The following is a 20,809-nucleotide window of genomic DNA, read 5'->3' as shown; positions in this document are numbered from 1 at the left end:
CATGGCGACCCCTGAAAAGCCGTGCGCGTGCGGCAGCTACGAAGTTCTGATCCCCCAGCACACCAACGACCACGGCGACGCCATCTGGCGTCGCGAGTCCACCGACTGCTCGGGCACCACCAAGAGCACTTACACACCCGGCCACGATGCGGTCCTGAAAAAAGCTGCTCGTGGGAGCCGGGGTGGACGGCCACCCGGTGCGCTGGTCGGATGGTGAGACCGTGATTGCCAAGTCGGCGGAGCGGTGGGCGGCTGACCTCGGGTGGGCTGACGCCGTCCGGTCCGAGATCGAGCGCAAGCGCGCACGCTGACCCCTCGGGCACGCCCCGGACGCCCTTCTCTTGGGCTTCCGGGGCTTTCTCGTGGGCTGGGCGGGGCTCAGGGCCCGCGCGGGGCGTCCGAGGCGCTCGGAGACGCCACGGAGGGGCGCGGGGGCCTATGGTGCCAGGCACCGCGCAGGCCGGGGGCGGGGCTCAGACCTGGGTGCGGGCGAAGTGGTAGGGGCAGTAGGTGTACAGATGCCCTTCCGGCTGTAGGGCGTGGTGGCGCTTGATGACCGTCATCTGATCGGCGGGCAGGACGTCCCCGCATGCGGTGCACCCCCAGGGGACGGAGGTGTCTCGGTCGGGAAAGACTTCGCTCAGGACGCGGGGCTCGTCGTACTCGATCAGGTCTCGCTCGTCGGCCACGCCTGCGCTCCTCTCTGGCTGTGTTCGCCTCAGCATGCCGGAGAGGCAGAGATTCCACCACACCCTTGTGATCACGGTCACCACGGGGGTGCGGTCTAGACCAAGATTTGGTAGCCCTCGCGCTCCGGGTGAACGAGAGGCGAACGACTGATATCAGCCTGATAACGCACGAATCGTCACGCGAGGTCACATGCCCGCAGGGGCCCGGCGTGTCGCGCTCTGGGTGGGGGTACTGGGGGAGCCGGGTAGCTGGGTATCTCTTCGACTTGTGCCCGAGGGGACCCACGTGCTCCCCTTGGGGCCAGACAGGCACACAGCCGTCCGGCCCCCGCCTCCTGGGCGGGTGATTGATACCGGGGAGCGGGGAGACTGCCGATGGGCGGGGGTGGCCGAGGGGTCGGCCCCTGCGGGGAGCGGACGCACACAGCGGGCCGCTGCCGCGCCTCGACTCTGCACGACGCGGGCGCGAACCATCCGCAGCGGAGAACCCGTAATGCCTGTCCTCACATTCGACCGCGCCGCCATGCGCCGAATCCGTGAAGCGCGCGGACTCAGCCGACAGGAGCTTGCCGACAGAGTCGGCCGTCACGTCTCATCGATCAACCGGTGGGAGTACGGAATCAAGACGCCCCTGCTCGACACCATCGGGCGCCTCGCCGACGCCCTCGGTATCGAGTACACCGCCCTCATCGAGTGGGCGGAGGACGACCAGTGACCGCCTCTGCCGACGCCGTGCCGAATGAAGAGGGCACCGCCGACGTTCAGTGGACCGCCGCGCCCATGAGCGACGCCGCGTATCGCAGGCTCCTGGCTCTGTTGTTCGCCCCGCGTCCCGAGGAGCCGACCCGCCCCGCCGATGACACCGGGGGTGGTCAGCGATGACGCATCCGAACACAGAGGAGGCCCCCGCCCTGCCCCAGGCGGGGGACCACCAGACCCCAGAACAACCCCGAAACTCTGACTCCAGTGAAACAGTGCCGGTGACCAGCGAACAAGCCGACCCCAGCGCGGCCCTGGTGCTACTGGACTGGCTGTGGGGTGACCGGCCGGGGTTGGTCTGCATGGCGACCGACCACCGCCTCCGCGACATCAAGTCGGGGCGCAAGCCGTCCAATTTCCGCAATGCGGCCTGGTACTCGTGGCCGCAGGACCGCGACAAGATCCCGGCGTACGCCGAGATGGTCATGGGCAGCCGCGAGGTGTGGTTCACACCCGCACAGTTCCCCGATGAGAAGCGGTCCAAGGACACGCCGCTGCCGGGGCGCGTCTGCCAGGCCGACGCCGACCACACCGACACCTGGACCCCCGAGGAGTGGGCCGAGCGGTCCGAGTGGGCGCGCAAGCTGCGCGCGGCTCTGGTCCGGTCGGGCACAGGCGACAACTTCCACCTGTACGTCAAGCTGAACCGGGACGTCCCGCGCGAGGTCATCGACCGAATCAACCGCCAGCTCATCGCGCTGTTCGCGGGTGACCCTTCTAAGGACCACGGTGCGAACGTGCTGCGGTTGCCGGGCACGCTCAATCACAAGACCGACCCCGCCAACCCCGTCGTGCTGGAGTACATCGACCCCGAGTTCGAGGGCTGGGACCCCGACGAGCTGGGCGCCATGCTGCCCGAGCCCGCTCCGGAGGGTGGGGCCACCACGGGCGGGGGCTCCAGCCCTGTGCAGTACGAGGGCAGCATGGAGCAGCGGCTGCGCGCGGCAGTGGACGAGCTGCTGCCGATGAAGCCGGGCGAGGGCATCGGGCGCGACAACCAGATGACCAGGGTGGCCGGGTACGCCGCCCCGCTGGTCGACTCCGAAGCGATGTTCGAGTGGTTCCTCTGGTGGGTCAACAGCCGTATGCGGTACCCGCTCACGGACGCCGAGGTCGCCAAGAAGGTCGGCATCTGGCGGCGAGAGAAGGCCAAGCGCGACGAGGAGTCGACAGAGGCCAAGCTCGGCGCGTCCCTGCTCCGGGGCGATGTCGACCCCGCCGAGGTTGTGCGATCGTGGGACGGCTACCGCGAGAAGGTGTTCAACGACGTCGCCGGATGGGTCATCCGGGACGACGCCTTTGACGTGTACCACGGCCACCTGGTTGCGCTCGCTGAACGCGACCCGGAAGCGTTCGACCAGACCCCGTACGCCCGCGCCGAGCTGGTCCGGCAGATCGCCCGCGCTCGGGGGGAAGAACGCGCCAAGATTCTGGCCGCCGGGGGCAACCGCGAGCTTGGGCGCCCCTCACGCCGAAGCGACTGCGCGGGCGTCGTCTACGACACCACCGCGCCGGGGGTGTTTCTCCAGCCGGGCTGGATCACCCTGTTCATGGCCGACTACGAGGTCGGCAAGACCATGCTGGCCTACAGCCTGGCGGCTGATCGGCTCCGCAGGGGCGATGAGGTGATCGTCATCCAGGAGGACGAGAGCACCGATCAGACGTGGGGCAAGATCGACGCCTTCCGACTCACCGATGAGGAAGAGGCCCGATTTCAGCCGTACAACTACCCGGGCTGGAACCTGGTCGCCACACCCGAGATGCTCGACCAGCTCATGGACGCGCACCCCGAAACCACGCTCGTCATCGTGGACTCGGTTGCCAAGCTGCTGCAACTTGCCGGGCTGGAGGAGGACAACGCCGGGTCACTGCGACTGTGGACCGTGTTCGAGCGATTCATCGCCAAGCACCCCGGCGTGGCGGTGCTGCTGATCGACCACCAGGGGCACGGCGGTAGCGGCCACGCCCGGGGCGCGACGGTCAAGGCCCAGCAGTCCAGCATCGTCGTTCAGCTCTCGTCGGTCACCAAGTTCGCCAAGGACCGCAACGGCCAGGTCAAGGCCAAGATCCACAAGCACCGTAACGGCGAGAGCACCGGCCACACCTGGCGCGGCGACGTGGTCGTCAGCGACGGGACCACCCCCCTGCGCGTCGGCTGGTCCGACCTGGGAACCGAGCCCGACAGCGCTAAGCCAGAGCAGCCGGGGGCGGAGGAGCTTGGGCCGGTTGAGGTGGGGATTTTGAAGACCGCTAAGCCCACGTTGAAGGCGGAGAACAAGTGGGTGTCCAAGAACGAGCTGGACAGGGCAGCGGATCGGCACTCCAGCACGGTCACGCGCGCGGTAAAGAAGCTGATCGATGGCGGCTACCTGGTCGAGAAGCCCGGTTGGACGAGTGGTGACGGACCCAAGCAGTACCGGCGCGTGAAGTGACCCGAGAGGGGTGTGCACGAGACCTGTCTCGGAGGGGTGTGCATGCACACCCTCGTGCACACCCCCCGCAGAGCCCCAAGTGTCCGACGGGACGGGACTGTGCAGGTGTGCGCACAGTATGCGCACAGGGGGGTGTGCGAGTGTGCGTCTCCCCTCTGGGGAGGGGGAGACGCACACTCACTCGGCACACCCCCGGCGTACCCGAGCACCCACGCCCCCCGCTTCCCCACCCCAACGGGCTTTACGCGGGGCCAGCTGAACCAACAACGAGTAGGACACGACCATGACCGACACCGAACCTGAACCCGAGCCGATCCTGAGCTTCGACCGGGGGGCCATGAAGCGGCTGCGACGCGAGCGCGAGCTGACGCACGCCGAGTTGTCGGCCCTCATGGGCCTGCGCCCGACCAGCGACCTGACAACCGATTGGGAGGCGGGGTGGTCCGCGCCCCAGCTGCGCAACATCGGCAGACTGGCCCGCGCGCTGGAGTGCGACCCGGCCGACCTGCTGGAGTGGTCCACCGACGAGGTGACCCCGCGCGAGCGCCGGGGGGCCGCTGCCGAGCGGGACGCGGCCCAGGGCTGAGCCCGGCGCGCGGTGGCCTGTCTCTGACGTCCGGGGGCGCCTCCGAGCGCCTGGCGCGGGTGGGGGCGGGTGTCGGGCCCACCCGGCCCGCGCCAGGTCCAGGAAGAGTGGCCCGTGGCCGGCTGCACTCGCCGTTATGGAGCAATGACCTCTCGTTGGCCGCGGAGCCGGGCGCCGGTGGCCTACAGCTCGACTCTGACCACTGCCCCGTCTTCTTCGTCCACGACGACAAGGTGCGTGATCTCCGCGTCGGCCGGAACGCTGTAGGGGTTCGGCACGACCAGCGTGTTGCCCGGGTTCACGTCCTGCCGCGTCCGGATGGCCATGTCGTCGTCGTACTCGTAGACGGCGCCTTCGGCGTCCTCCAGCCGGAACCACCGCCGGTCCGCCTCTTGGGGCTCCTGGGAGATGTTTTCGACCCTCACCGTCACGACAACGTAGGTGCCCGGCGCGGTGATCGGGTCACCGTCGAAGTGCGTGGCGTCCATCTCGACGTCTTCGACGGCGATGCTGAACCCGCCGAACTCGAACGCCTCGTCTGCCGCGACCTGCTGCTCTTGTACCTCGGATTGCCCGGCGGTGGCCGTGTCCTCAGGCATCGGGTACGTCTCAAGTACGAAGATGAGCATCGCCAGGGCGCCGAGTATCGCGCCCCCGCACCCGCAGCCAAGCGCCCATCCGGCGGGGAACTTGGAAGCGGGCGGGGTGGGGGATGGGGCCGTCATGGGGTCCTCCGGGAGGGGGATGGTCTGTGCGGAGACCATTATGTCGGCCCGTTTTGGCGACCCAACGGGCTTTACGCGTGCCCGGTCGACCTGGCTAGGGTGGCCGCATGGACGAGCCGAACGTGAACGTGCGCCCCCACCAGGACAAGCCCGGGTGGTTCGTGGTCGAGATCGAGGGCGAGTGGCTGGCCGCCAGCCTCAACCCACGTGGCGACAACCTGTACCTGACGCTGGCCCCGCCTGCCGAGCAGGAGTGAACAAAACCCTCCATGTCGGGTCGGTGGCCTGCTACCGTCCCGACATGGACCAACCTTCCTCCCTCGTCGTCTGTCAGCAGGGCCACACCGTCCTGTACCCGGCCGCGCTCGACGCCATCGCCAACGCCGGAACCGACCTGGCGTTCTGTATCCAGTGCAACTGCCAGCAGGTGCACATGGTCGCCTTGTTCGCGGGTGACGGTCCGCGCGTGGTCGCGTCTGGCGACATGGACCTGTACGCCCGGTTCGAGGCCACGGGGTGGCCCGAGCGCATCCACACCGACGAAGCAGGGCTGTTCTTCTACCGTGAGTTGGGGTCGCTCGACCTCGCACTGTTCCTCAAGGGGTGACCCGGGGCCGTACCTAACGGATACGCCCCACTTTCCGGTAGGGTACGCCGCTCAGGGCAGATATCCGCCAGGATGTTCGGCATGGCTGTGGAGCGCATCAAGAAGCGGCAAGAGATTCACCGGCTAGGCCAACTCAGGCTCTACCGCGACGAACTGGAGGCTATCGCCCGCGAGCTGGCCAAGTTTGGGCCTCTCGAGTTCACCGTGAACGGCGAGGTGTCGGGCACAGAGCCAGAGGACTTCGCCAAGGTGCGCGACGAGCTTCCTGAGCGGCTGAAGCGGGTTCGGATGGAGGCCACCAGGGGTGAATCGTCCATCCGAGTGGAGCTCGGGTTGGGCGCCGAGGTCGTGCTCATCGAGCCGGATATCTCTGCCAGTGGCGTATTGACGCGGATCAAGGAGATCTGCGCTCCCCGTCGGATAAGGGTGTACTGGCCCCTGGTTTTGGCTACTCTGCTGATCGATCTGCTCCTTTTGGGTGGCTATTTGGTTATCAGCTATCTGAAGCATCTGCAACAGGAGGAGACGGTTCTGTACGGGGCAGTCGTTATCCTCATGCTGCTGCTGGCGGTGGCGGCGGTGCCGTCGAACTCTGCGGCGATCGGATCGGCGTTTATGGCGGCTCCTCCTGCCAGCTCAAGGGACGACATCCTTTTGAGAAGCATCATCCTTAACGTGCCCAGGGCGGAGCGGCCAACGTTCGGGCAGCGGCTCGTGGCGGACGGCGGAGTGTCCGCGTTCTGGACCGTGGTCGGGTTGGTATTCGGTGGGGCGATCGGCTACCTGGTGAACCAGATGCCGGGGCTGTAGCTGCCCTGCCGGGTTACCAACGGCAACCGCGCGTTGTCAGTGCTCGGTTGACCTGGTGTCGTTGATGACGCTCCTCGGGAGCAACTCGAATCGATGTTCGCTACAGCGAACAAGAACCACATGAGGCTCAGCAAGGAAGGTTCAAGTTGGGAACAACAACCGGCGCCGACGCCCCCCAAGCCGTGCGGGGTAAGGCGCACAGCACTCTGCTCGACAGCAGTGTCCCCGACGTCAGCAGACTGCTGGAGTTCCACGCCAAGGAGACGGGAGAGGGGCGCGGTCGCAGGCGCCCTGAAATCCAGGTGGTCAGCCGCTCCGCCGTAGTGCTTACGTGCGCCTACTGGGAAGCCTTCTGTGAGGACTTGGCGGCTGAGGCGTTGCGTCACCTTGCTGACTACGCCGCGTGCGGTACCGATCTCCCCAAGGAACTCAAGAAGAGTCTCGTGAAGGACTTGGCTGATGACAAGGACGAGCTGGCGGCTTGGCGGCTGGCCGACGAGGGGTGGAAGAAGGTGCTGCGTGACCGGGCCGATGTTCTGGTCTCCGAGGACGATCGTTCTCTGAACACCCCAAAGTCCAAGCAGGTCAAAGAGTTCTTCAAGAAGCACGTAGGCGTACCCGACATCACCAAACATTGGAAGTGGCACAAGAACTCGACTAGCCAAACTACCCAACGCTTGGACGATTTCGTCACTCTACGCGGCTCCATCGCCCACCGTGGTTCACCCGAGGGGGGAGTACACAAGAGAGACGCCACGAACGGGCTTGACCTCGTCCAACGCTTGGCGGACAAGAGCGCTATCGCTGTCAGCGACTTCCTTGAGCAGCACACGGGAACTAGGCTGCTCGAACTGGCGCTGGAGTAGAGCGTTTCCGCCGCTCTTCCCTGACGCAGGCGCCCGCCCCGGGCCCAGCACCCGCCCCGGCCGCTCCCGTGTTCAGGAAGGCCGCACCGAGCGCCGGAGAGAGCGGCGCCCCGCCTGTGGGCTCCCGGCGGTGAGCCGCCTGTGTTTTCGTGGGCCGCATGGACTTTCACTGGTCGGAGTGGGCCGCGTGCCAGGGGTCAGATCTCAATGTGTTCTTTTCAAACGGGCGCCACATCCAGGACCGGGCCAGGGCGGTGTGCGGGCGGTGCCCGGTTCGCGCGGCCTGCCTGGCCGACGCCATCGAGCAGGGCGACCAGTTCGGCATCCGTGGCGGGTTGAACCCGCAGGAGCGCCGCCGGGTGGCCTTCCGGGCCGCGCGCACGGAGGCCGCTCCGGCGGCCTGAGAACACCCGGCCCGGCCCAGCGCCCGGGGCGCGGCCCCGCGCGTTCAGGAAGCGCAAGAAAGAGCCGGAGAGAGGCCGCACCGCAGCGCCGGGCGCGGTGGGGTGGCCGCCTGGCTCCGCCGCTGTCACGACGAGCGAATGGCCATAAGCGACGAGTTCGGCCGGCCACGGGGGCGTGGTCAGCGTCACGCCCGAGGTAGGCGGGATTAGTGTCTTCCAGCAAATCCTTGTCGGCTGGTCCCGTGGGGTCAGACGACGAGGAAGGGGCGTAGATGCGCATCGCAGGAGAACGCATCAAGACGGCCCGGGAGCGCTGCGGACTCACGCAGCGCGCCGTGGCCCGAGCCATCGACACCACCGAATTCCGGGTGTCCAAGTGGGAGCGGAGCCTGGCCCAGCCGAACGCCGTGTACCTGCTCAAGCTGGCCCAGGCTCTCAACGTAGACCCCCGAGAGCTGGCCGACAGCGAGGGGGGCGACCAGTGAGTGCCGAGGAGTGGCGCGCGGTGGTCGGCTACGAGGGCCTGTACGAGGTGTCGTCGCTTGGAAACGTGCGGTCGTGGACCCCACGGAAGAACGGCGAACCGCTCACTCCGTGGCTGAACCGGAACGGTTACCTGCGCGTCGCCCTGGGGCGCGACGGCCACCACTACGTGCATCGCCTGGTGGCTGCCGCGTGGCTGGGGCCGTGCCCTGAGGGCCAGCAAACCAGGCACTTGGACGGGGACAAGCTGAACAATCGCGCCCCGAACCTGGCTTACGGCTCGAACAGCGACAACCTGTTGGACTCCGTGCGACATGGGACCCACCCGTGGGCGTCGCGGACGCATTGCCCGAGGGGTCACGAATACGCGGGGTCGAACCTGTACGTCGACCCCAGTGGACGCCGCAGTTGCCGGACATGCAGGCGGGAGCGGTACGCCCTGGAGCGCGCCAGGGTCACCGCGTGAGCGGGCGGTACGCCGCCCAAGCTGGCGCACCGCCCGTGGGAACCATGGCATCCCGCTTCCGATGAAAGCACGCGAGGAGAACCGACATGAGCAGCAATGACCCGGCCCAGGTCCAGACCGAGCGCAGGGGACAGGCCGTGTACGCCTACCTGCTCCAGGCGCGCGACGGGCACGACCCCAGCCAGACCCGCGACCGTATGGCCAGCCGGGGGCTGGACGGCAAGGTCCTGGACGAGGCCACCGATACGGCGCGGCGCGTGGCCGAGCTGGCCGCAGGCGGCGACCGGCGCGCAGCAACCGACCTGGCCGCCAGCGCGGCCGAGCAGCTGGCCGCCCAGGTCCAGCCCGAGGCCGAACGACTGAGCCGCGAGCAGGTGGCCGACCGGGTGCGCGGTGGCCGGACGGGTCGCGCGGCTCGGGCTGCGGCTGCGGCCAGCGGCGACCAGGTGACCGTGCAGGCGGTGCGCCCGCCCGGTGGGCGCCGAACGCTGCCCCGCAAGTGACCCGGGCGCGGCACCGCCGCGCCCACAGACCAGCCCCGGGCCGATGGCGGTCGGCACGGGGCTGTTTTGACCCTTGGAGTGTCGATGTCCATTCAACCACCCGACCGGCGCGCCGAGGCGCTGGAGGCGATAGAGCAGGCCGAGGCCGAGCGCCCCAGGGCGCGCCCGCTGGTCAACGCGGTGGTGCTCGTAACCGGGGCGCTCACGTTCACCATGGCCGCCTGGTCGGCCGGGCACCTTGTGGCCCAGATCCCGGGCGTGCCCACGGCGTACGCCTGGACGGCGTTCGCCGCCATCGAGGGCGCGTGGCTGGCGTGCGTGCTGCTGATGGTGCTTTGGCAGGACGACACCGCCCGGCTGTTCCAGTTCGCCAGGGCCGAGCGACTGGCCAAGCAGGTCTACTGGGCGTCGCTGGTGCTCAACTTCGCCCACGGGCTGCTGCTGGTCGGTGCGTTTGAGGTGCTGCCCGCCCTGCTCCAGCCGGGCCAGCGATTTGACGCGGCCCTGACCGTGGCCGCTGGAGCGGGGGCGGGGCTGCTGCTGTGCGTGTTCCCCTACACCTTTAAAGAGCTGTTCGCGGTGGCGGTGTCGAACCGCGTGGACGAGCTGCGGGCGCTTCGGCTGGACGCCGAGCTTAAGCGGCGCTACCGCTTGAACGCCCTGGCACGGCTGTGGCCGGACCAGCCCCACCCGGGCCAGCCCCGGCCTGAGACCGCCCCCGCCCCAAGGCGCACGGCCTCGGGTGACACCGAAGCCAAGGCGGACCGAGTGGCCCGGGTGGGCGAGCTGCTCCAGGGGCGCCCGAACCTCACCGCGCGCGAGCTGGCCGACGAGCTAGGCGTTTCGATGACATCGGCCCGCAGGTATCGGCGGGAGGCGCGCCGCGCCGGACAGCCCTGGACGGACGAGGACACGGCCGGACACGAGCCGGACCAGCCGTCCGCCCCCGTCCGCCCGAGCGCGGACGAGCCGGACAGCCCCCGTCCGCCCGAGCGGACGGAGCCGGACGAGCTGTCCGCTGCTGCTGCGGACGTGTCCGGGCCGACCGAGCTTGTCCGGCTGCTCCAGGCGCGGGGGGTGGCCCCGGACGACCTGGTGTCCGTGGCGGTGTCCGTCCGTCCGGACATCAAGCCGGACAGTGTCCGCCGGGTCGTGCGGCGCCTGTCCGCCCCCGCTCCAGCCTGACCCCACACCAGGCCCCGTATGCCGCGCATACGGGCCCCGCCGAGCCCCGAGGGTTTCATCTCGTGAAAACCCCGGGGCTCTTTTATGCGCGCGGTTATAAGTGCATATCCGCCGGGTAATTGCGCGGGAGGAAAGGGTAATAGTTTAATTGGGTATTCCGGCGGGCTCGTCCCGCCTTTTTTGAGCCCAAAAAGCCGGGGTGGCGGGTGATGGCCGCCAGCCCCGGCGCCGACAGGAAAGGCTGTCAGCAATGCGCAACTCTACCCGTTGGACCCGCCCCCGTCGCGCGGCCCGACCCAGGCCGTACGCCCGGCTGCTCCCGGCCGGGCCCTCGCTGGCCCACGCGGCCCCCGGCATGGCCGACCTGGCCCAGGCTGTGCGCCAGTGGCTGGAGGTCACCCGATGAGCGAGTGGGAGCAGACCATGGCCCGGCTGATCGAGCTAAACGGCGCGCTGCGCTCGTGGAGGCGAGACGGCGTCATCGACTCGGGCATTCACGGCGTTGACGCGCCCCTGCTGGTGGTCGGGCCGGTCGTGGTCCAGGTGCGAGGGGTCGTGTTCGTGGTTGACCGCACCGACGAGTTCGGCGACCTGGTGGGCCGCTTCACGCACCCCGTGGCCGACGCGCGCGGCCTGGCTCGCGTCCTCGCTGACTAGGCCCACTCCGACAACAAAGGCTTTATAAGCCCGTGATTCGCAGGGCGCCCTTTTGAAATTGTGGGGGTAATTATCGGAATGATTTAATTGTATTAACAACGCGGGGCGCTCCGGCCCCGCTTTTTCGGCCCCGAAAGGACGCGAAATGGACTTCGCCGCCACCCCCGCCGAGATCAAGACCGCCCCCAAGGCCAAGACCGAGCGCCCCTGCCACTGCGCCCGGTTCGAGAACGCCGAGACGGGCGAGACCACCGGCTGCACCAAGACCACCACCCGGGAGTTTGCCCCCGGCCACGACGCCAAGGCCAAGTCGCTCTTGATCCGGGCCGGTGCGATGGGCGCCGAGGTCCGGCGCGTGGTCGACGGGATGGCGCTCACGGGCGACGCCGTCAAGGCGGCCGAGGGCTACGGGTTCGCCCACATGGTGGCCAGCGGCATCGAGCGCGCCGCGCGCCTGGCCGCTGAGAAGGCCGAGCGCAAGGCCGCCCGAGCCGCCAAGAAGGCCGACAACGAGCCCCTCCCCGAGCTGGTCGGTCCGGCCGCTGCCGTCGCCGACTTCCAGGAGAAGAACCCGATGGTCACCGCCAAGGTGGGCCGCTGGGAGTACGAGGGCCGCGTGATCGACGGCGAGTTCGTGTACGAGACCAAGTCCGGCGAGCGCCGCTCGAAGCGCTTCCAGCTGGTCTGACCACCCCGGCCCCCGCCCACCCCGGCGGGGGCCGCTCCGTATCAATCGACTGAGAAGGGAACCGCATGGCGCTGCGTGCGTCGGCTTACCTGAGGGTGAGCACCGATGATCAGACCAAGGGCTACGGCCTGGACGTGCAGGACACCGAGTGCCGGGCGCTCATCGAGCGCCAGGGCTGGCCCCTGGTCGACCTGTACACCGACGACGGGGTGTCCGGGTCGCTGCTCGAACGGCCCGAGATGGACAGGCTGCTGGCCGACGCCAGGGCCGGACTGGTCGACGTGGTCGTGGTCTACAAGCTCGACCGGATCGGGCGGACCAACCGCGTGTACTTCGAGCTGGAGGGCCGGTTCAAGGACCTGGGCGTGCCGATCGTGTCGGCGACGCAGGGCGTGAGCACCGACTCCGAGGACGACGAACTCATGGTCGGGGTGCTGTCCACGTTCGGGCAGCTCGAACGGACCATCATCCGCAGGCGTACCCAGGGCGGACTTCAACAGAAGGCGATAGCGGGCGGGTGGCCCGGCGGACAGCCCCCGTACGGCTACCGCATCGAGGGCCAGGGGCGCAGGGGCTCGTACCTGGTCATCGACGAGCGCGAGGCCACCGTCCTGCGCACCGCCCGCGTGTACCTGGTCGATGACGGCTTGGACGTGGGCGACACCGCCGCCCGGCTCAACGCGCGCGGGATGGTGACCCGCTCGGGCAAGCCCTGGTCGGTGGTGAACCTGCGGGCCCGGCTGCTGGCCGAGTCCACGTGCGAGGCGCACGTGGTGTTCCGCAACCCCGCCCGAGCCAGCGCCGGGCGGGGCGCCAAGCTCGACAAGGACGGCAAGCCCAAGTACGGCGCGACCGTGGTCATCCCGCTTGACCCGATCTTCACCCCCGCCGAGGTGGCCGAGCTGCGCCAGGCGCTGCGGCCCACGCGCCCCGGGACCGGCCCCGAGCGCAGGGCGTACCCGCTGTCAAAGCGGCTGTTCGGGCGGTGCGGTTCGTACTACGTAGGCGGGAAGGGTGGGCGGAAGGACCGGCCGAACGGCGCAGGGGTCGGCCCAACCTACCGGTGCAAGGGGCGGGTGGCCCACCACCGGGGGGCGCAGGTGTGCGACGACTCGGCCATCCCGGCCCTGGAGATGGAGGCGCGCGTCTGGGCTGAGGTGGTGGCGCTGCTGGGCGACGCCGACCGGTTGCGCGCCATGGCTGCCGAGTGGGTGGACAGCCAGGCCGGGGCGGACGTGGACCACGCCGCGCGGGTTGCCGAGCTGGACGCGCAGATCGCCGAGCGTTCGGCCACCCTCACCCGGACGGCGACCGAGTACATGCGCGCCGGGGTGGCCCCAGAGGTGGTGAAGGCAGCCACTGACGAGCTGGGGGCCGAGCTGGACGCCCTCAAGCGCGAGCGCGACGACGCCGCCCGGTGGCAGGCCCAGGCCGAGCAGGCCACCGCCCGCGCCACTGACCTGGAGGCGCTGGCCACGGGCGCGCGGGCGCGGCTGGCCGACCTGGGCCCCGACGAGCGCGCGGAGGTGCTCCAGCTGCTGGACGTGCGGGTGACCGTCACGGGGCCGGTGCCACAGCCGCAGATTGGCACGCCGTGCTCGCTGTCGCGCTGGTTCATCGAGAACGACCGCCTGGTGCCGCCGGAGCTGTGCGACCGCGCGTGGGCGCTGGTGGCGCCGATTGTGGCCGAGTGGGAGGCCGGGCGTCGCACGCACTCGGGCACCATGCTGGACGGGCGGGCGGTGCTGAACGCGGTGTTCCACAAGGCGCGCACGCGCTGCGCGTGGCGCGAGCTGCCCGAGCGGTACGGGAACTGGAACAGCATCCACACGCGGTTCAAGCGCTGGGACGCTGACGGCACGTGGGCCCGGGTCATGGACGCGCTGCCCAACGTCGGCACGCCGCACCTGGGCATGGTCGGGCTTCCGCCCGTCCGGATCGAGGGCCGCGTAGACCCTCGGCTGGTCGCCGACACCGGAGCCGGACACGAAACGGGACCCCAGAAAACAGGCGTCCCCCGGATCGTCACCGCCCTCCCGTAGGGTCGACCGGTATGGGGATGGAGAGTTCCGCCGAGGCGCCTCAGCCGGTTCGCGCCGTTCTGAGCGCCGTCGGCGGCTGGATCGAACGCCTGGGCCGCATCTGGGTCGAGGGCCAGATCGCCGAGCTCAACCGGCGCGGCAGGATGGCCTACATCACGCTGCGCGACCCGGTCGCCAACGTGTCCGTGCGCGTGGTCTGCCAGACGTCGGTGCTGGACGCGCAGAGCCCGCCGCCCGAGGCCGGCGCGCGCGTGGTCGTGCACGCCAAACCCGACTTCTACGAGGTGCGCGGCACCTTCTCGCTGCGTGCGCTGGAGATCCGCCATGTCGGGCTCGGCGAGCTCCTGGCCCGGCTGGAGCAGTTGCGCCGCACCCTGACCGCCGAGGGCCTGTTCGACGCCGCGCGCAAGCGGCCGCTGCCCTTCCTGCCCAACGCGGTCGGCCTCATCTGCGGACGTGACTCCGCGGCCGAGCGCGACGTGCTGGAGAACGGCCGCCGCCGCTGGCCCGCGGTCCGGTTCGAGGTCCGGCCGGTCGCGGTGCAGGGCGACCGCGCGGTCCGCGAGGTGACCGAGGCCCTCAAGGAACTGGACGCCCATCCGGACATCGACGTCATCGTCATCGCCCGCGGTGGCGGCTCCCTGGAGGACCTGCTGCCGTTCTCCGACGAGGCGCTCGTCCGCGCGGTGGCGGCGGCGGGCACACCCGTGGTCAGCGCGATCGGCCACGAACAGGACGCGCCGCTGCTCGACCACGTCGCCGACGTGCGCGCCTCCACCCCCACCGACGCGGCCAAGCGGACCGTCCCCGACGTGGGGGAGCAGATGCAGATCATCCGTGAGCTGCGCGACCGCGCGCGCCGCGTGATCACGGGCGGCCTGCAACGGGAGGCCGCCTGGCTGGAGGGCATCCGCTCACGGCCGGCGCTGGCCAGCCCGGTCAAGGAGATCGACCGGCTCACCGAACAGGTCCTGGAACTGCGCGACCGCGCCAGACGGAGCCTGACGGTCTCGCTGGACCGGGCTGGCGACGGCTTGGCGCACACGCGCGCCCGTCTGCACGCCCTGTCCCCGGCCACCACTCTGGCGCGCGGCTACGCGATCGTGCGCCGCGACGACGGTTCGGTGGTGCGGTCGGCGCAGGAGACGGCTCCGGGGGAGACATTGAGCGTACGCCTGGCCGAGGGGAGCCTGGCCGCCACCGTGGACGGGGTCCGCACCGACGAGAGCGAGGAGTGACATGGCGCAGGACAAGGCCGAGGAGCGGGCCGCGGACGAGCCCGAGCTGAGTTACGAGGAGAGCCGGGAAGAGCTCAACAGCGTCGTCCGCCGACTGGAGTCCGGGGGGCTCAGCCTGAAGGACTCCCTTGCACTGTGGGAGCGCGGCGAGGAGTTGGCGCGTGTGTGCGAGCAGTGGCTGGAGGGCGCGCGCGCCACGCTGGCCGCGGCCATGGACGAGCGCCGGGGCGAGGGACACGAGGAGGGCGACACGCCCTTCTAGCGCCCGTTGAACCGGTCGTTCAGTTCGCGGATGTTCCCGGGCAGCCCCCGGAAGACACCGATGATCAGGACCAGGGCCGTGCCGAGGAACAGCCAGGGGGCGATCTCGGCCAGGCGTGAGGCGAGCCCGAGCAGGAGGACGCGGGAGAAGCCCTCGTGGCCCAGCGCCATGAGGACCTCGGCGGCGGTCACGGCGACGAAGTAGGCGATGGGCGGGCTGACCGAGAGCGACAGCAGGTCGCTCGGGCGGACCAGGGACGCGGTGGCCGTGCAGGCCGCGGTGAAGGCCAGGCCCGGTACGGCGGGCACGGGCACCGCGTGCGCCACCATCGTTCCGGCGAAGCTGAGCACGCAGATCAGGAGGACGGCGCCGCGCCCGGTCAGGCGGGGCGCTCCCCGGGCCGGGGCCGTGTCGGGGGGCGGACCGACCCGGTCGGGTCTCCTCCCGCGCGAGGCACCGCGCCCCTGGTCCCAGGGGCGCGCGAGGCGCGGTGCGTGTCCGGGCTTCGCCGCTTTCCTCGGGGGCATCGTGGTTCGCCCTCCCAATGTGTTACTCACGGTGTTCAGTGTGTCATTCGCCGTGAGGATCTTGTGACTCCCTCTTGGGCCGTGTCGTCGTTTCGGCGGCCGACGACTTCCGAGGTGATCACGTTCTCTCCCGTCAGCGCACCGGTATGGGGCGTACCGGTTGCGCATCGCGTGCCGGTCACTCTCAGTGAGCACTCCCCTCGGCGTTCATTTTGGGATGTCCTTGCTGGCCTTTGGCCTCTGTCCGTATCTCGTCGAACTCGGGTTCCGGTCGTTCCTGCTCCAGCAGTTCGGGGGCGGAGGCGGTCCGCGGCACCTCCTCCACCCCCGTGGGGCGCTCCAGGTCCGCCTCCACGATCCCGAGGTCCCGGAACCGGCGGGCCGTCACCAGCACGCGGCTCTCCAGGGACCCGACGGTCTGGTTGTAGGCGTGCACCGTCCTGCCCAGGGCCCGGCCCAGCCCCTCCACGTGGCCGCCGAGCGTGGACAGGCGCCCGTGCAACTGCTTGCCCAGCTCGAACACCTCCCGGGCGTTCTCGCTCAGGGCCTGCTGCTGCCACGCGTACTGCGCGGTGCGCAGCAGGGAGATGAGCGTCGTGGGGGTGGCGATGTGCACCTTCCGCGCCATCGCGTGCTCCAGCAGGCCGGGGTCGTGCTCCAGGGCGGGGGCGAGGAAGGCCTCACCGGGCACGAACAGCACCACGAACTCCGGTGCCGGGGCGAACGACTCCCAGTACGCTTTCGCGGCGAGCTGGTCGACATGGGTGCGCAGGTGCCGTGCGTGGGCGCGCAGCCGCTCGGCGGACACCGACTCGTCCACGCACTCCACCGCGTCCAGGTAGGCGGCGAGGGGCACCTTGGAGTCGACCACGATGCTCTTCCCCCCGGCCAGCCGCACCACCATGTCCGGGCGCCGAGCCCCGCCCGCCGCGCTCACCTGTTCGTCGAAGTCGCAGTGGCGGCCCATCCCGGCCAGTTCCGCGACCCGGCGCAATTGGAGTTCGCCCCAGCGTCCGCGTGCCTCCGGTCGGCGCAGGGCGGCCACCAGGGAACGCGTCTGGTCGCGCAGGCGCTCGGAGCCCTCCCGCACCATCTCCACCTGCCGCGACAGTTCGGCGTGGGCGGCGGCCCGTCCCGCGTCCGCCTCGCGCAGCCGGGCCTCCACCCGGTCGAGTGTGGCGGTCAGCGGCTCCACCATGCGCTCCACCGCGCGCCGCCGCTCGTCCAGGTCGCCGCCGGCCTGGGCGCCGACCGCCCGCAGGCGGCCCTCGGCCAGGTCGAGGAAGCGCTGGTTGGTCTCGTCCAGCGCCTGCGCGGACAGGGCGCGGAAGCGGTCGGCCAACCGTTCCTCGACGTAGGCGGCGCGCTCGTGCGCGGCGTCGGCGCGGGCGCGCTCCTCGGCGGCCCGGGCGCGGGCGAGGATCCAGCCGACCGCGATGCCGAGGGCCGCGCCGATGAGGAGCACGATGACGTAAGGGAGGCCGTCCATGGCGCCCCATGCTGCCAGGATCGGCGGTGATCGGGGGTGAGCCACGCGCTCCGGTGCGGCAAGCCGGACGGATCGGGTATGTCAGGGTCTGTCGCCGCCCCCGGACGGACCGGCCGCAGGGACGCATAGACTCTGACGTTGTGAGTCTGTCTATCGGGATCGTCGGCCTGCCCAACGTCGGCAAGTCCACCCTCTTCAACGCGCTGACCAAGAACGACGCTCTGGCGGCGAACTACCCGTTCGCGACCATCGAGCCCAACGTCGGGGTCGTGGGGGTGCCCGACGCCCGCCTCGGCGCGCTGGCCGAGATGTTCGGTTCGGCGAAGGTCCTGCCCGCGACGGTGGACTTCGTCGACATCGCGGGGATCGTGCGGGGCGCCTCCACCGGTGAGGGCCTGGGTAACAAGTTCCTCGCCAACATCCGCGAGAGCGACGCCATCTGCCAGGTGATCCGCGCCTTCGAGGACGCCGACGTCACGCACGTGGACGGCGACGTGGAGCCCTCGCGCGACATCGAGACGATCAACACCGAGCTGATCCTGGCCGACCTCCAGACCCTGGAGAAGGCCCTCCCACGCCTGGAGAAGGACGCCAAGCGCAACGCCAAGGACAAGGACGCCCAGGAGCTGCTGTGGGCGGCCGGCCAGGCCCAGGACATCCTCGACTCCGGGCGGTCCCTCTACGCGGCCGAGGGCGTGGACACCGACCGGCTGCGCGAGCTGAGCCTGCTCACCGTCAAGCCGTTCATCTACGTGTTCAACCTCGACAGCGGGGACCTGGACAACGAGGCCCTGCGCGCCAAGCTCCAGGAGCTGGTCGCCCCGGCCGAGGCGATCTTCCTCGACGCCAAGATCGAGGCGGAGCTGGCCGAGCTGGACGAGGAGGAGGCCCAGGAGCTCCTTGAGTCCATGGGGCAGCAGGAGGCGGGCCTGGCCCAGTTGGCCAGGGTCGGCTTCGCCACCCTGGGGTTGCAGACCTACCTGACCGCCGGGCCCAAGGAGGCGCGAGCCTGGACGATCAGGAAGGGCGCGACCGCCCCCGAGGCCGCCGGGGTCATCCACACCGACTTCCAGCGCGGCTTCATCAAGGCGGAGGTGGTCTCCTACGACGACCTCATGGCCGCCGGTGACATGCAGGCCGCCCGCGCAGCGGGCAAGGTCCGCATGGAGGGCAAGGACTACGTGATGGCCGACGGCGACGTCGTGGAGTTCCGCTTCAACGTCTGAGGCGGGCGAGCGGCGGGGGCGCGGTCACGGCTGGGGTGCGACGTACTCGTGCCGCAGGTCGGACACCCTGGCGATGTGGTCGAAGTCGCGGTCTGCGGTCAGCACGGTCGCGTCGTTGGTGATGGCGTATCCCGCGATGAGGATGTCGACCGCGCTCGCCGCGCGGACGAGGCCCGAGTTCCACAGTGCGTTTTGGATGCCCAGGACCAGTGATTCGTCCGGTGCGTGCTCCAGCGGGAAGCCGAGCGAGATCTGTTCGCGGTAGTGGCCGTGCTCCTGGGGTGTCCGGGCACTGTGGCAGAACTCGAGCACCTGTGGCGGGCAGGTCACGAAGAGGTCCGACGGCGCGCGCTCGATGCGGCGCAGCCTCGCCGCGATGCCCGTGTCGCCGGACGCCAGCCTGGCCCAGACCGAATTGTCGACCAGGTAGTCGGTCACGGGGCCTGGCTCTCCGGGGGTGAGGCGACCGGTGCGTCGAGGCCGGCGGGGAGGTCGCTCAGCGCGGCGATGCCGTCGATCATCGCGCCCTTCTGCTTCGAGGCGATGAGGCGGCGCAGCGCGAGATCGAGGACGGCGCGGTTCGACCGCTCGCCAGTGAGTGCCCGGGCGCGCTCGATCAGCCGCGGGTCCAGGTCGACACTGGTGACTGCCATGGTGTGCCCCTCTCTTTATATGAGTGATTATATATCATTGTGCCTGTGCCGCATCGGACCGGCGAGGTCGTGGAGTTTCGCCTCCACGCCTGAGGCGGACGAGTACGGTGTCGGTCGGCCCACGGTTCACCCCGGCTGTTCGCCGATCGGCCACTTCACCTCCGTCAGCCACTGCGCGGGATCCGGGACCTCGCCCGGGTCGGTCAGGTACAGCTCCCACGGGGCGCCGGTCGGCTCGGCCCCGGTGCCGGAGATCCACCGCTCCAACGCGGCGTAGGCGTCGCCGAGCCCCTCGTAGGGGCCCTGGTGGACGGTGGCGGCGACCGTGCCTCCGGGCAGCTCGCCCCGCACGATGCCGCTCTCGGCCGGAGGCTCGTCGGGCGCCCCCTCGACCAGGGGCACGCCCGCCTCGATCGACAGGTACGCCGGACTCATCCCGACGTGGCGCACGTACGGATGTCCGGCCGGGGCCAGCCCGGCCTTCACCGCGTACTCGAACACCACGGGGAGCACCTCGCCGAGCACGGCCCCGAGTTCGTCCCGGTCGACCTTGCGTGCCTGGTAGAGGACGGGGACGGGATCCACTGCGCGAGTTTCGATGTCGTAGCTCATGGCAGGGTCCTTTCTGGTGATGGAGCGGCGGTAGAGCCGGACACAACGGCTGGTCGACACCACTGCGTCGGCCTCGTTCATCGAGAGGGAACGGCGTTCATGGCGCCATTCGGTCGGGCTTCGGCCGAACCGCTGGCGGAACGCGCGGGTGAAGCCCTCATGGCTGTCGAAACCGGATGCGAGAGCGACGTCGATCACGCGGGCCTCGGAGGCGATCAGCAGCATGGCGCCCAGGTCGAGGCGGGTACGGCGCTGGAGAGACTTCGGGCTCTCGCCCGTCAGCGCCGTGATCACTCTTTGGGCTCGCGAAGGCGAGAGGCCGACCATCGCCCCCACCTCGTCGAGCCCGTGCCGTGAGCCGGGGTCCGCCAACGCCGCCAGTACTGGCAGCAGGTGGCGCAGTTCGGTGCCCATGGACGGGACACTACGGCAGCTCGCGGGGGCTGTCTTGACCGATCGTGCCGATGGTGTGGCCGGGTTTCGCGGCGGTCGGGGCCTCGCGGTACTGCCCGCCGTCACGCTCGTTCTCCACCAGGCCGTCCGCGCCCTCAGAGAGGCACCCGGCGAGCACGGACTCCCGCCGTCTTGAGAAACGGAGTTCTCCCATGAGCATCACCGTGAGTGAGGCACGTGCTTCGCTGCTCTCCCTGATCAGGCGGGTCAACGAGGCGCACGAGGCTGTCGAGATCGCCTCGAAGCACGGAAACGCGGTCCTCGTCTCCGCTGAGGACTACGCCGCGCTCCGTGAGGGCGCCTACCTTCTGCGCTCGCCGGAGAACGCCCGCCGCCTGGTCGAGTCGTACGGAAAAGCGCTGTGGGGCACCGGTTTCGCCGAGCGCGATCTGATCGTCCCCGACACCGTGCGTACCGGGGACCCCGGATGAGGTGAGGCGTTCGTGC

30 protein-coding genes are annotated in these 20,809 nt (G+C 69.9%); 22 read left to right on the top strand and 8 right to left on the bottom strand.

Features of this window, described 5'->3' with window-relative positions; all coding sequences use genetic code 11:
• The first annotated feature begins 1 nt into the window (after position 1).
• Positions 2-217, top strand: coding sequence for a hypothetical protein (locus ACFHWE_RS07425; protein ID WP_416599867.1), 216 nt, complete (start codon positions 2-4; stop codon positions 215-217).
• A 256-nt stretch (positions 218-473) separates the two neighbouring features.
• On the opposite strand, the gene ACFHWE_RS07420 is transcribed toward ACFHWE_RS07425, so the two are convergent.
• Positions 474-689, bottom strand: coding sequence for a hypothetical protein (locus ACFHWE_RS07420; RefSeq protein ID WP_416599866.1), 216 nt, complete (start codon positions 687-689; stop codon positions 474-476).
• A 493-nt stretch (positions 690-1,182) separates the two neighbouring features.
• On the opposite strand from ACFHWE_RS07420, the gene ACFHWE_RS07415 reads away from it, so the two are divergent.
• From ACFHWE_RS07415 to ACFHWE_RS07400, 4 genes are all read left to right on the top strand, one after another.
• Complete coding sequence (locus ACFHWE_RS07415) at positions 1,183-1,404, top strand: helix-turn-helix domain-containing protein (RefSeq protein WP_416599865.1); 222 nt, start codon at positions 1,183-1,185, stop codon at positions 1,402-1,404.
• Complete coding sequence (locus ACFHWE_RS07410) at positions 1,401-1,571, top strand: hypothetical protein (protein WP_416599864.1); 171 nt, start codon at positions 1,401-1,403, stop codon at positions 1,569-1,571. The genes ACFHWE_RS07415 and ACFHWE_RS07410 overlap by 4 nt, the downstream gene beginning before the upstream one ends.
• Before the next feature lie 98 nt (positions 1,572-1,669).
• Entirely contained in the window at positions 1,670-3,880 is a 2,211-nt protein-coding gene (locus ACFHWE_RS07405; RefSeq protein WP_416599863.1) for an AAA family ATPase, read from the top strand.
• A 283-nt stretch (positions 3,881-4,163) separates the two neighbouring features.
• Positions 4,164-4,466, top strand: coding sequence for a helix-turn-helix domain-containing protein (locus ACFHWE_RS07400; RefSeq protein ID WP_416599862.1), 303 nt, complete (start codon positions 4,164-4,166; stop codon positions 4,464-4,466).
• Between the two features lie 182 nt (positions 4,467-4,648).
• Here ACFHWE_RS07400 and ACFHWE_RS07395 read toward each other — a convergent pair whose 3' ends face one another.
• Entirely contained in the window at positions 4,649-5,095 is a 447-nt protein-coding gene (locus ACFHWE_RS07395; protein WP_416599861.1) for a DUF4352 domain-containing protein, read from the bottom strand.
• A gap of 203 nt (positions 5,096-5,298) precedes the next feature.
• Here ACFHWE_RS07395 and ACFHWE_RS07390 point away from each other — a divergent pair, with 203 nt between their 5' ends.
• The 15 genes from ACFHWE_RS07390 (at position 5,299) to ACFHWE_RS07320 (ending at position 15,402) form a co-directional block, all read left to right on the top strand.
• Positions 5,299-5,448 carry a hypothetical protein gene (locus ACFHWE_RS07390; protein WP_416599860.1) on the top strand — a complete coding sequence of 50 codons (150 nt, stop codon included), beginning with the start codon at positions 5,299-5,301 and terminating at the stop codon, positions 5,446-5,448.
• Positions 5,449-5,492: 44 nt separating this feature from the next.
• Positions 5,493-5,798: a hypothetical protein gene (locus ACFHWE_RS07385; protein WP_416599859.1), complete on the top strand. Its 306-nt coding sequence runs from the start codon at positions 5,493-5,495 to the stop codon at positions 5,796-5,798.
• An 81-nt stretch (positions 5,799-5,879) separates the two neighbouring features.
• Entirely contained in the window at positions 5,880-6,608 is a 729-nt protein-coding gene (locus ACFHWE_RS07380) for a hypothetical protein (protein WP_416599858.1), read from the top strand.
• A gap of 146 nt (positions 6,609-6,754) precedes the next feature.
• On the top strand, positions 6,755-7,474 hold the full coding sequence (locus tag ACFHWE_RS07375) for a HEPN domain-containing protein (RefSeq protein ID WP_416599857.1): 720 nt from the start codon (positions 6,755-6,757) through the stop codon (positions 7,472-7,474).
• Between the two features lie 158 nt (positions 7,475-7,632).
• A complete protein-coding gene (locus ACFHWE_RS07370; RefSeq protein ID WP_416599856.1) occupies positions 7,633-7,878 on the top strand; it encodes a WhiB family transcriptional regulator in 246 nt (81 codons plus the stop codon).
• A 272-nt stretch (positions 7,879-8,150) separates the two neighbouring features.
• Positions 8,151-8,363 (top strand): helix-turn-helix domain-containing protein, encoded by a 213-nt coding sequence (locus ACFHWE_RS07365; protein ID WP_416599855.1) that lies wholly within the window; start codon positions 8,151-8,153, stop codon positions 8,361-8,363.
• Entirely contained in the window at positions 8,360-8,827 is a 468-nt protein-coding gene (locus ACFHWE_RS07360; RefSeq protein ID WP_416599854.1) for an NUMOD4 motif-containing HNH endonuclease, read from the top strand. Before ACFHWE_RS07365 ends, ACFHWE_RS07360 begins: the two co-directional genes overlap by 4 nt.
• An 86-nt stretch (positions 8,828-8,913) precedes the next feature.
• Positions 8,914-9,330, top strand: coding sequence for a hypothetical protein (locus ACFHWE_RS07355; protein ID WP_416599853.1), 417 nt, complete (start codon positions 8,914-8,916; stop codon positions 9,328-9,330).
• Between the two features lie 84 nt (positions 9,331-9,414).
• Positions 9,415-10,515 (top strand): hypothetical protein, encoded by a 1,101-nt coding sequence (locus tag ACFHWE_RS07350; protein ID WP_416599852.1) that lies wholly within the window; start codon positions 9,415-9,417, stop codon positions 10,513-10,515.
• A 250-nt stretch (positions 10,516-10,765) separates the two neighbouring features.
• On the top strand, positions 10,766-10,921 hold the full coding sequence (locus ACFHWE_RS07345) for a hypothetical protein (RefSeq protein WP_416599851.1): 156 nt from the start codon (positions 10,766-10,768) through the stop codon (positions 10,919-10,921).
• On the top strand, positions 10,918-11,172 hold the full coding sequence (locus ACFHWE_RS07340) for a hypothetical protein (protein WP_416599850.1): 255 nt from the start codon (positions 10,918-10,920) through the stop codon (positions 11,170-11,172). The genes ACFHWE_RS07345 and ACFHWE_RS07340 overlap by 4 nt, the downstream gene beginning before the upstream one ends.
• A 145-nt stretch (positions 11,173-11,317) precedes the next feature.
• Positions 11,318-11,860, top strand: coding sequence for a hypothetical protein (locus tag ACFHWE_RS07335; RefSeq protein WP_416599849.1), 543 nt, complete (start codon positions 11,318-11,320; stop codon positions 11,858-11,860).
• 65 nt (positions 11,861-11,925) lie between these two features.
• Positions 11,926-13,902, top strand: a complete 1,977-nt coding sequence (locus tag ACFHWE_RS07330; protein WP_416599848.1) for a recombinase family protein — start codon at positions 11,926-11,928, stop codon at positions 13,900-13,902.
• Positions 13,903-13,913: 11 nt separating this feature from the next.
• Positions 13,914-15,140, top strand: coding sequence for an exodeoxyribonuclease VII large subunit (gene xseA / locus ACFHWE_RS07325; RefSeq protein ID WP_416599847.1), 1,227 nt, complete (start codon positions 13,914-13,916; stop codon positions 15,138-15,140).
• Position 15,141: 1 nt separating this feature from the next.
• On the top strand, positions 15,142-15,402 hold the full coding sequence (locus ACFHWE_RS07320) for an exodeoxyribonuclease VII small subunit (RefSeq protein WP_416599846.1): 261 nt from the start codon (positions 15,142-15,144) through the stop codon (positions 15,400-15,402).
• Here ACFHWE_RS07320 and ACFHWE_RS07315 read toward each other — a convergent pair.
• Positions 15,399-15,929, bottom strand: coding sequence for a DUF6542 domain-containing protein (locus ACFHWE_RS07315; protein WP_416599845.1), 531 nt, complete (start codon positions 15,927-15,929; stop codon positions 15,399-15,401). The two genes, ACFHWE_RS07320 and ACFHWE_RS07315, sit on opposite strands and share 4 nt — an antisense overlap.
• Before the next feature lie 184 nt (positions 15,930-16,113).
• A complete protein-coding gene (locus ACFHWE_RS07310; RefSeq protein ID WP_416599844.1) occupies positions 16,114-17,418 on the bottom strand; it encodes a DNA recombination protein RmuC in 1,305 nt (434 codons plus the stop codon).
• Between the two features lie 140 nt (positions 17,419-17,558).
• On the opposite strand from ACFHWE_RS07310, the gene ychF reads away from it, so the two are divergent.
• A complete protein-coding gene (ychF, locus tag ACFHWE_RS07305; protein ID WP_416599843.1) occupies positions 17,559-18,644 on the top strand; it encodes a redox-regulated ATPase YchF in 1,086 nt (361 codons plus the stop codon).
• Between the two features lie 24 nt (positions 18,645-18,668).
• Here the strand turns inward: ychF and ACFHWE_RS07300 are convergent, their stop codons facing one another.
• The 4 genes from ACFHWE_RS07300 to ACFHWE_RS07285 all read right to left on the bottom strand — a co-directional run bounded on the left by ACFHWE_RS07300 (position 18,669) and on the right by ACFHWE_RS07285 (position 20,516).
• Positions 18,669-19,082: a PIN domain-containing protein gene (locus ACFHWE_RS07300; RefSeq protein WP_416599842.1), complete on the bottom strand. Its 414-nt coding sequence runs from the start codon at positions 19,080-19,082 to the stop codon at positions 18,669-18,671.
• On the bottom strand, positions 19,079-19,297 hold the full coding sequence (locus tag ACFHWE_RS07295; protein WP_416599841.1) for a type II toxin-antitoxin system VapB family antitoxin: 219 nt from the start codon (positions 19,295-19,297) through the stop codon (positions 19,079-19,081). Before ACFHWE_RS07295 ends, ACFHWE_RS07300 begins: the two co-directional genes overlap by 4 nt.
• A 126-nt stretch (positions 19,298-19,423) precedes the next feature.
• Complete coding sequence (locus tag ACFHWE_RS07290) at positions 19,424-20,323, bottom strand: helix-turn-helix domain-containing protein (protein ID WP_416599840.1); 900 nt, start codon at positions 20,321-20,323, stop codon at positions 19,424-19,426.
• 10 nt (positions 20,324-20,333) lie between these two features.
• Positions 20,334-20,516, bottom strand: a complete 183-nt coding sequence (locus ACFHWE_RS07285) for a hypothetical protein (protein ID WP_416599839.1) — start codon at positions 20,514-20,516, stop codon at positions 20,334-20,336.
• Between ACFHWE_RS07285 and ACFHWE_RS07280 the strand changes: the two genes are divergently transcribed.
• Positions 20,515-20,793, top strand: a complete 279-nt coding sequence (locus tag ACFHWE_RS07280) for a type II toxin-antitoxin system Phd/YefM family antitoxin (RefSeq protein ID WP_416599838.1) — start codon at positions 20,515-20,517, stop codon at positions 20,791-20,793. The two genes, ACFHWE_RS07285 and ACFHWE_RS07280, sit on opposite strands and share 2 nt — an antisense overlap.
• Positions 20,794-20,809: the final 16 nt, after the last annotated feature.

This window comes from Nocardiopsis sp. LOL_012 (genome assembly GCF_048060475.1).
In the GTDB taxonomy this organism is placed as follows: Bacteria; Actinomycetota; Actinomycetes; order Streptosporangiales; family Streptosporangiaceae; genus Nocardiopsis.
The sequence above is the reverse complement of the archived record's forward strand: the minus strand, read 5'-3'. Positions and strand labels throughout refer to the sequence as shown.

Coding starts and splice junctions, on each gene's coding strand:
- ACFHWE_RS07385 (WP_416599859.1), top strand. CDS start 5,493: ATGGACCAACCTTCCTCCCTCGTCGTCTGTCAGCAGGGCCACACCGTC.
- ACFHWE_RS07340 (WP_416599850.1), top strand. CDS start 10,918: ATGAGCGAGTGGGAGCAGACCATGGCCCGGCTGATCGAGCTAAACGGC.
- ACFHWE_RS07365 (WP_416599855.1), top strand. CDS start 8,151: ATGCGCATCGCAGGAGAACGCATCAAGACGGCCCGGGAGCGCTGCGGA.
- ACFHWE_RS07295 (WP_416599841.1), bottom strand. CDS start 19,297: ATGGCAGTCACCAGTGTCGACCTGGACCCGCGGCTGATCGAGCGCGCC.
- ACFHWE_RS07330 (WP_416599848.1), top strand. CDS start 11,926: ATGGCGCTGCGTGCGTCGGCTTACCTGAGGGTGAGCACCGATGATCAG.
- ACFHWE_RS07310 (WP_416599844.1), bottom strand. CDS start 17,418: ATGGACGGCCTCCCTTACGTCATCGTGCTCCTCATCGGCGCGGCCCTC.
- ACFHWE_RS07415 (WP_416599865.1), top strand. CDS start 1,183: ATGCCTGTCCTCACATTCGACCGCGCCGCCATGCGCCGAATCCGTGAA.
- ACFHWE_RS07315 (WP_416599845.1), bottom strand. CDS start 15,929: ATGCCCCCGAGGAAAGCGGCGAAGCCCGGACACGCACCGCGCCTCGCG.
- ACFHWE_RS07425 (WP_416599867.1), top strand. CDS start 2: ATGGCGACCCCTGAAAAGCCGTGCGCGTGCGGCAGCTACGAAGTTCTG.
- ACFHWE_RS07280 (WP_416599838.1), top strand. CDS start 20,515: ATGAGCATCACCGTGAGTGAGGCACGTGCTTCGCTGCTCTCCCTGATC.
- ACFHWE_RS07395 (WP_416599861.1), bottom strand. CDS start 5,095: ATGCTCATCTTCGTACTTGAGACGTACCCGATGCCTGAGGACACGGCC.
- ACFHWE_RS07285 (WP_416599839.1), bottom strand. CDS start 20,516: ATGGGAGAACTCCGTTTCTCAAGACGGCGGGAGTCCGTGCTCGCCGGG.
- ACFHWE_RS07355 (WP_416599853.1), top strand. CDS start 8,914: ATGAGCAGCAATGACCCGGCCCAGGTCCAGACCGAGCGCAGGGGACAG.
- ACFHWE_RS07290 (WP_416599840.1), bottom strand. CDS start 20,323: ATGGGCACCGAACTGCGCCACCTGCTGCCAGTACTGGCGGCGTTGGCG.
- ACFHWE_RS07320 (WP_416599846.1), top strand. CDS start 15,142: ATGGCGCAGGACAAGGCCGAGGAGCGGGCCGCGGACGAGCCCGAGCTG.
- ACFHWE_RS07370 (WP_416599856.1), top strand. CDS start 7,633: ATGGACTTTCACTGGTCGGAGTGGGCCGCGTGCCAGGGGTCAGATCTC.
- ACFHWE_RS07400 (WP_416599862.1), top strand. CDS start 4,164: ATGACCGACACCGAACCTGAACCCGAGCCGATCCTGAGCTTCGACCGG.
- ACFHWE_RS07380 (WP_416599858.1), top strand. CDS start 5,880: ATGGCTGTGGAGCGCATCAAGAAGCGGCAAGAGATTCACCGGCTAGGC.
- ACFHWE_RS07335 (WP_416599849.1), top strand. CDS start 11,318: ATGGACTTCGCCGCCACCCCCGCCGAGATCAAGACCGCCCCCAAGGCC.
- ACFHWE_RS07345 (WP_416599851.1), top strand. CDS start 10,766: ATGCGCAACTCTACCCGTTGGACCCGCCCCCGTCGCGCGGCCCGACCC.
- ACFHWE_RS07390 (WP_416599860.1), top strand. CDS start 5,299: ATGGACGAGCCGAACGTGAACGTGCGCCCCCACCAGGACAAGCCCGGG.
- xseA (WP_416599847.1), top strand. CDS start 13,914: ATGGGGATGGAGAGTTCCGCCGAGGCGCCTCAGCCGGTTCGCGCCGTT.
- ACFHWE_RS07350 (WP_416599852.1), top strand. CDS start 9,415: ATGTCCATTCAACCACCCGACCGGCGCGCCGAGGCGCTGGAGGCGATA.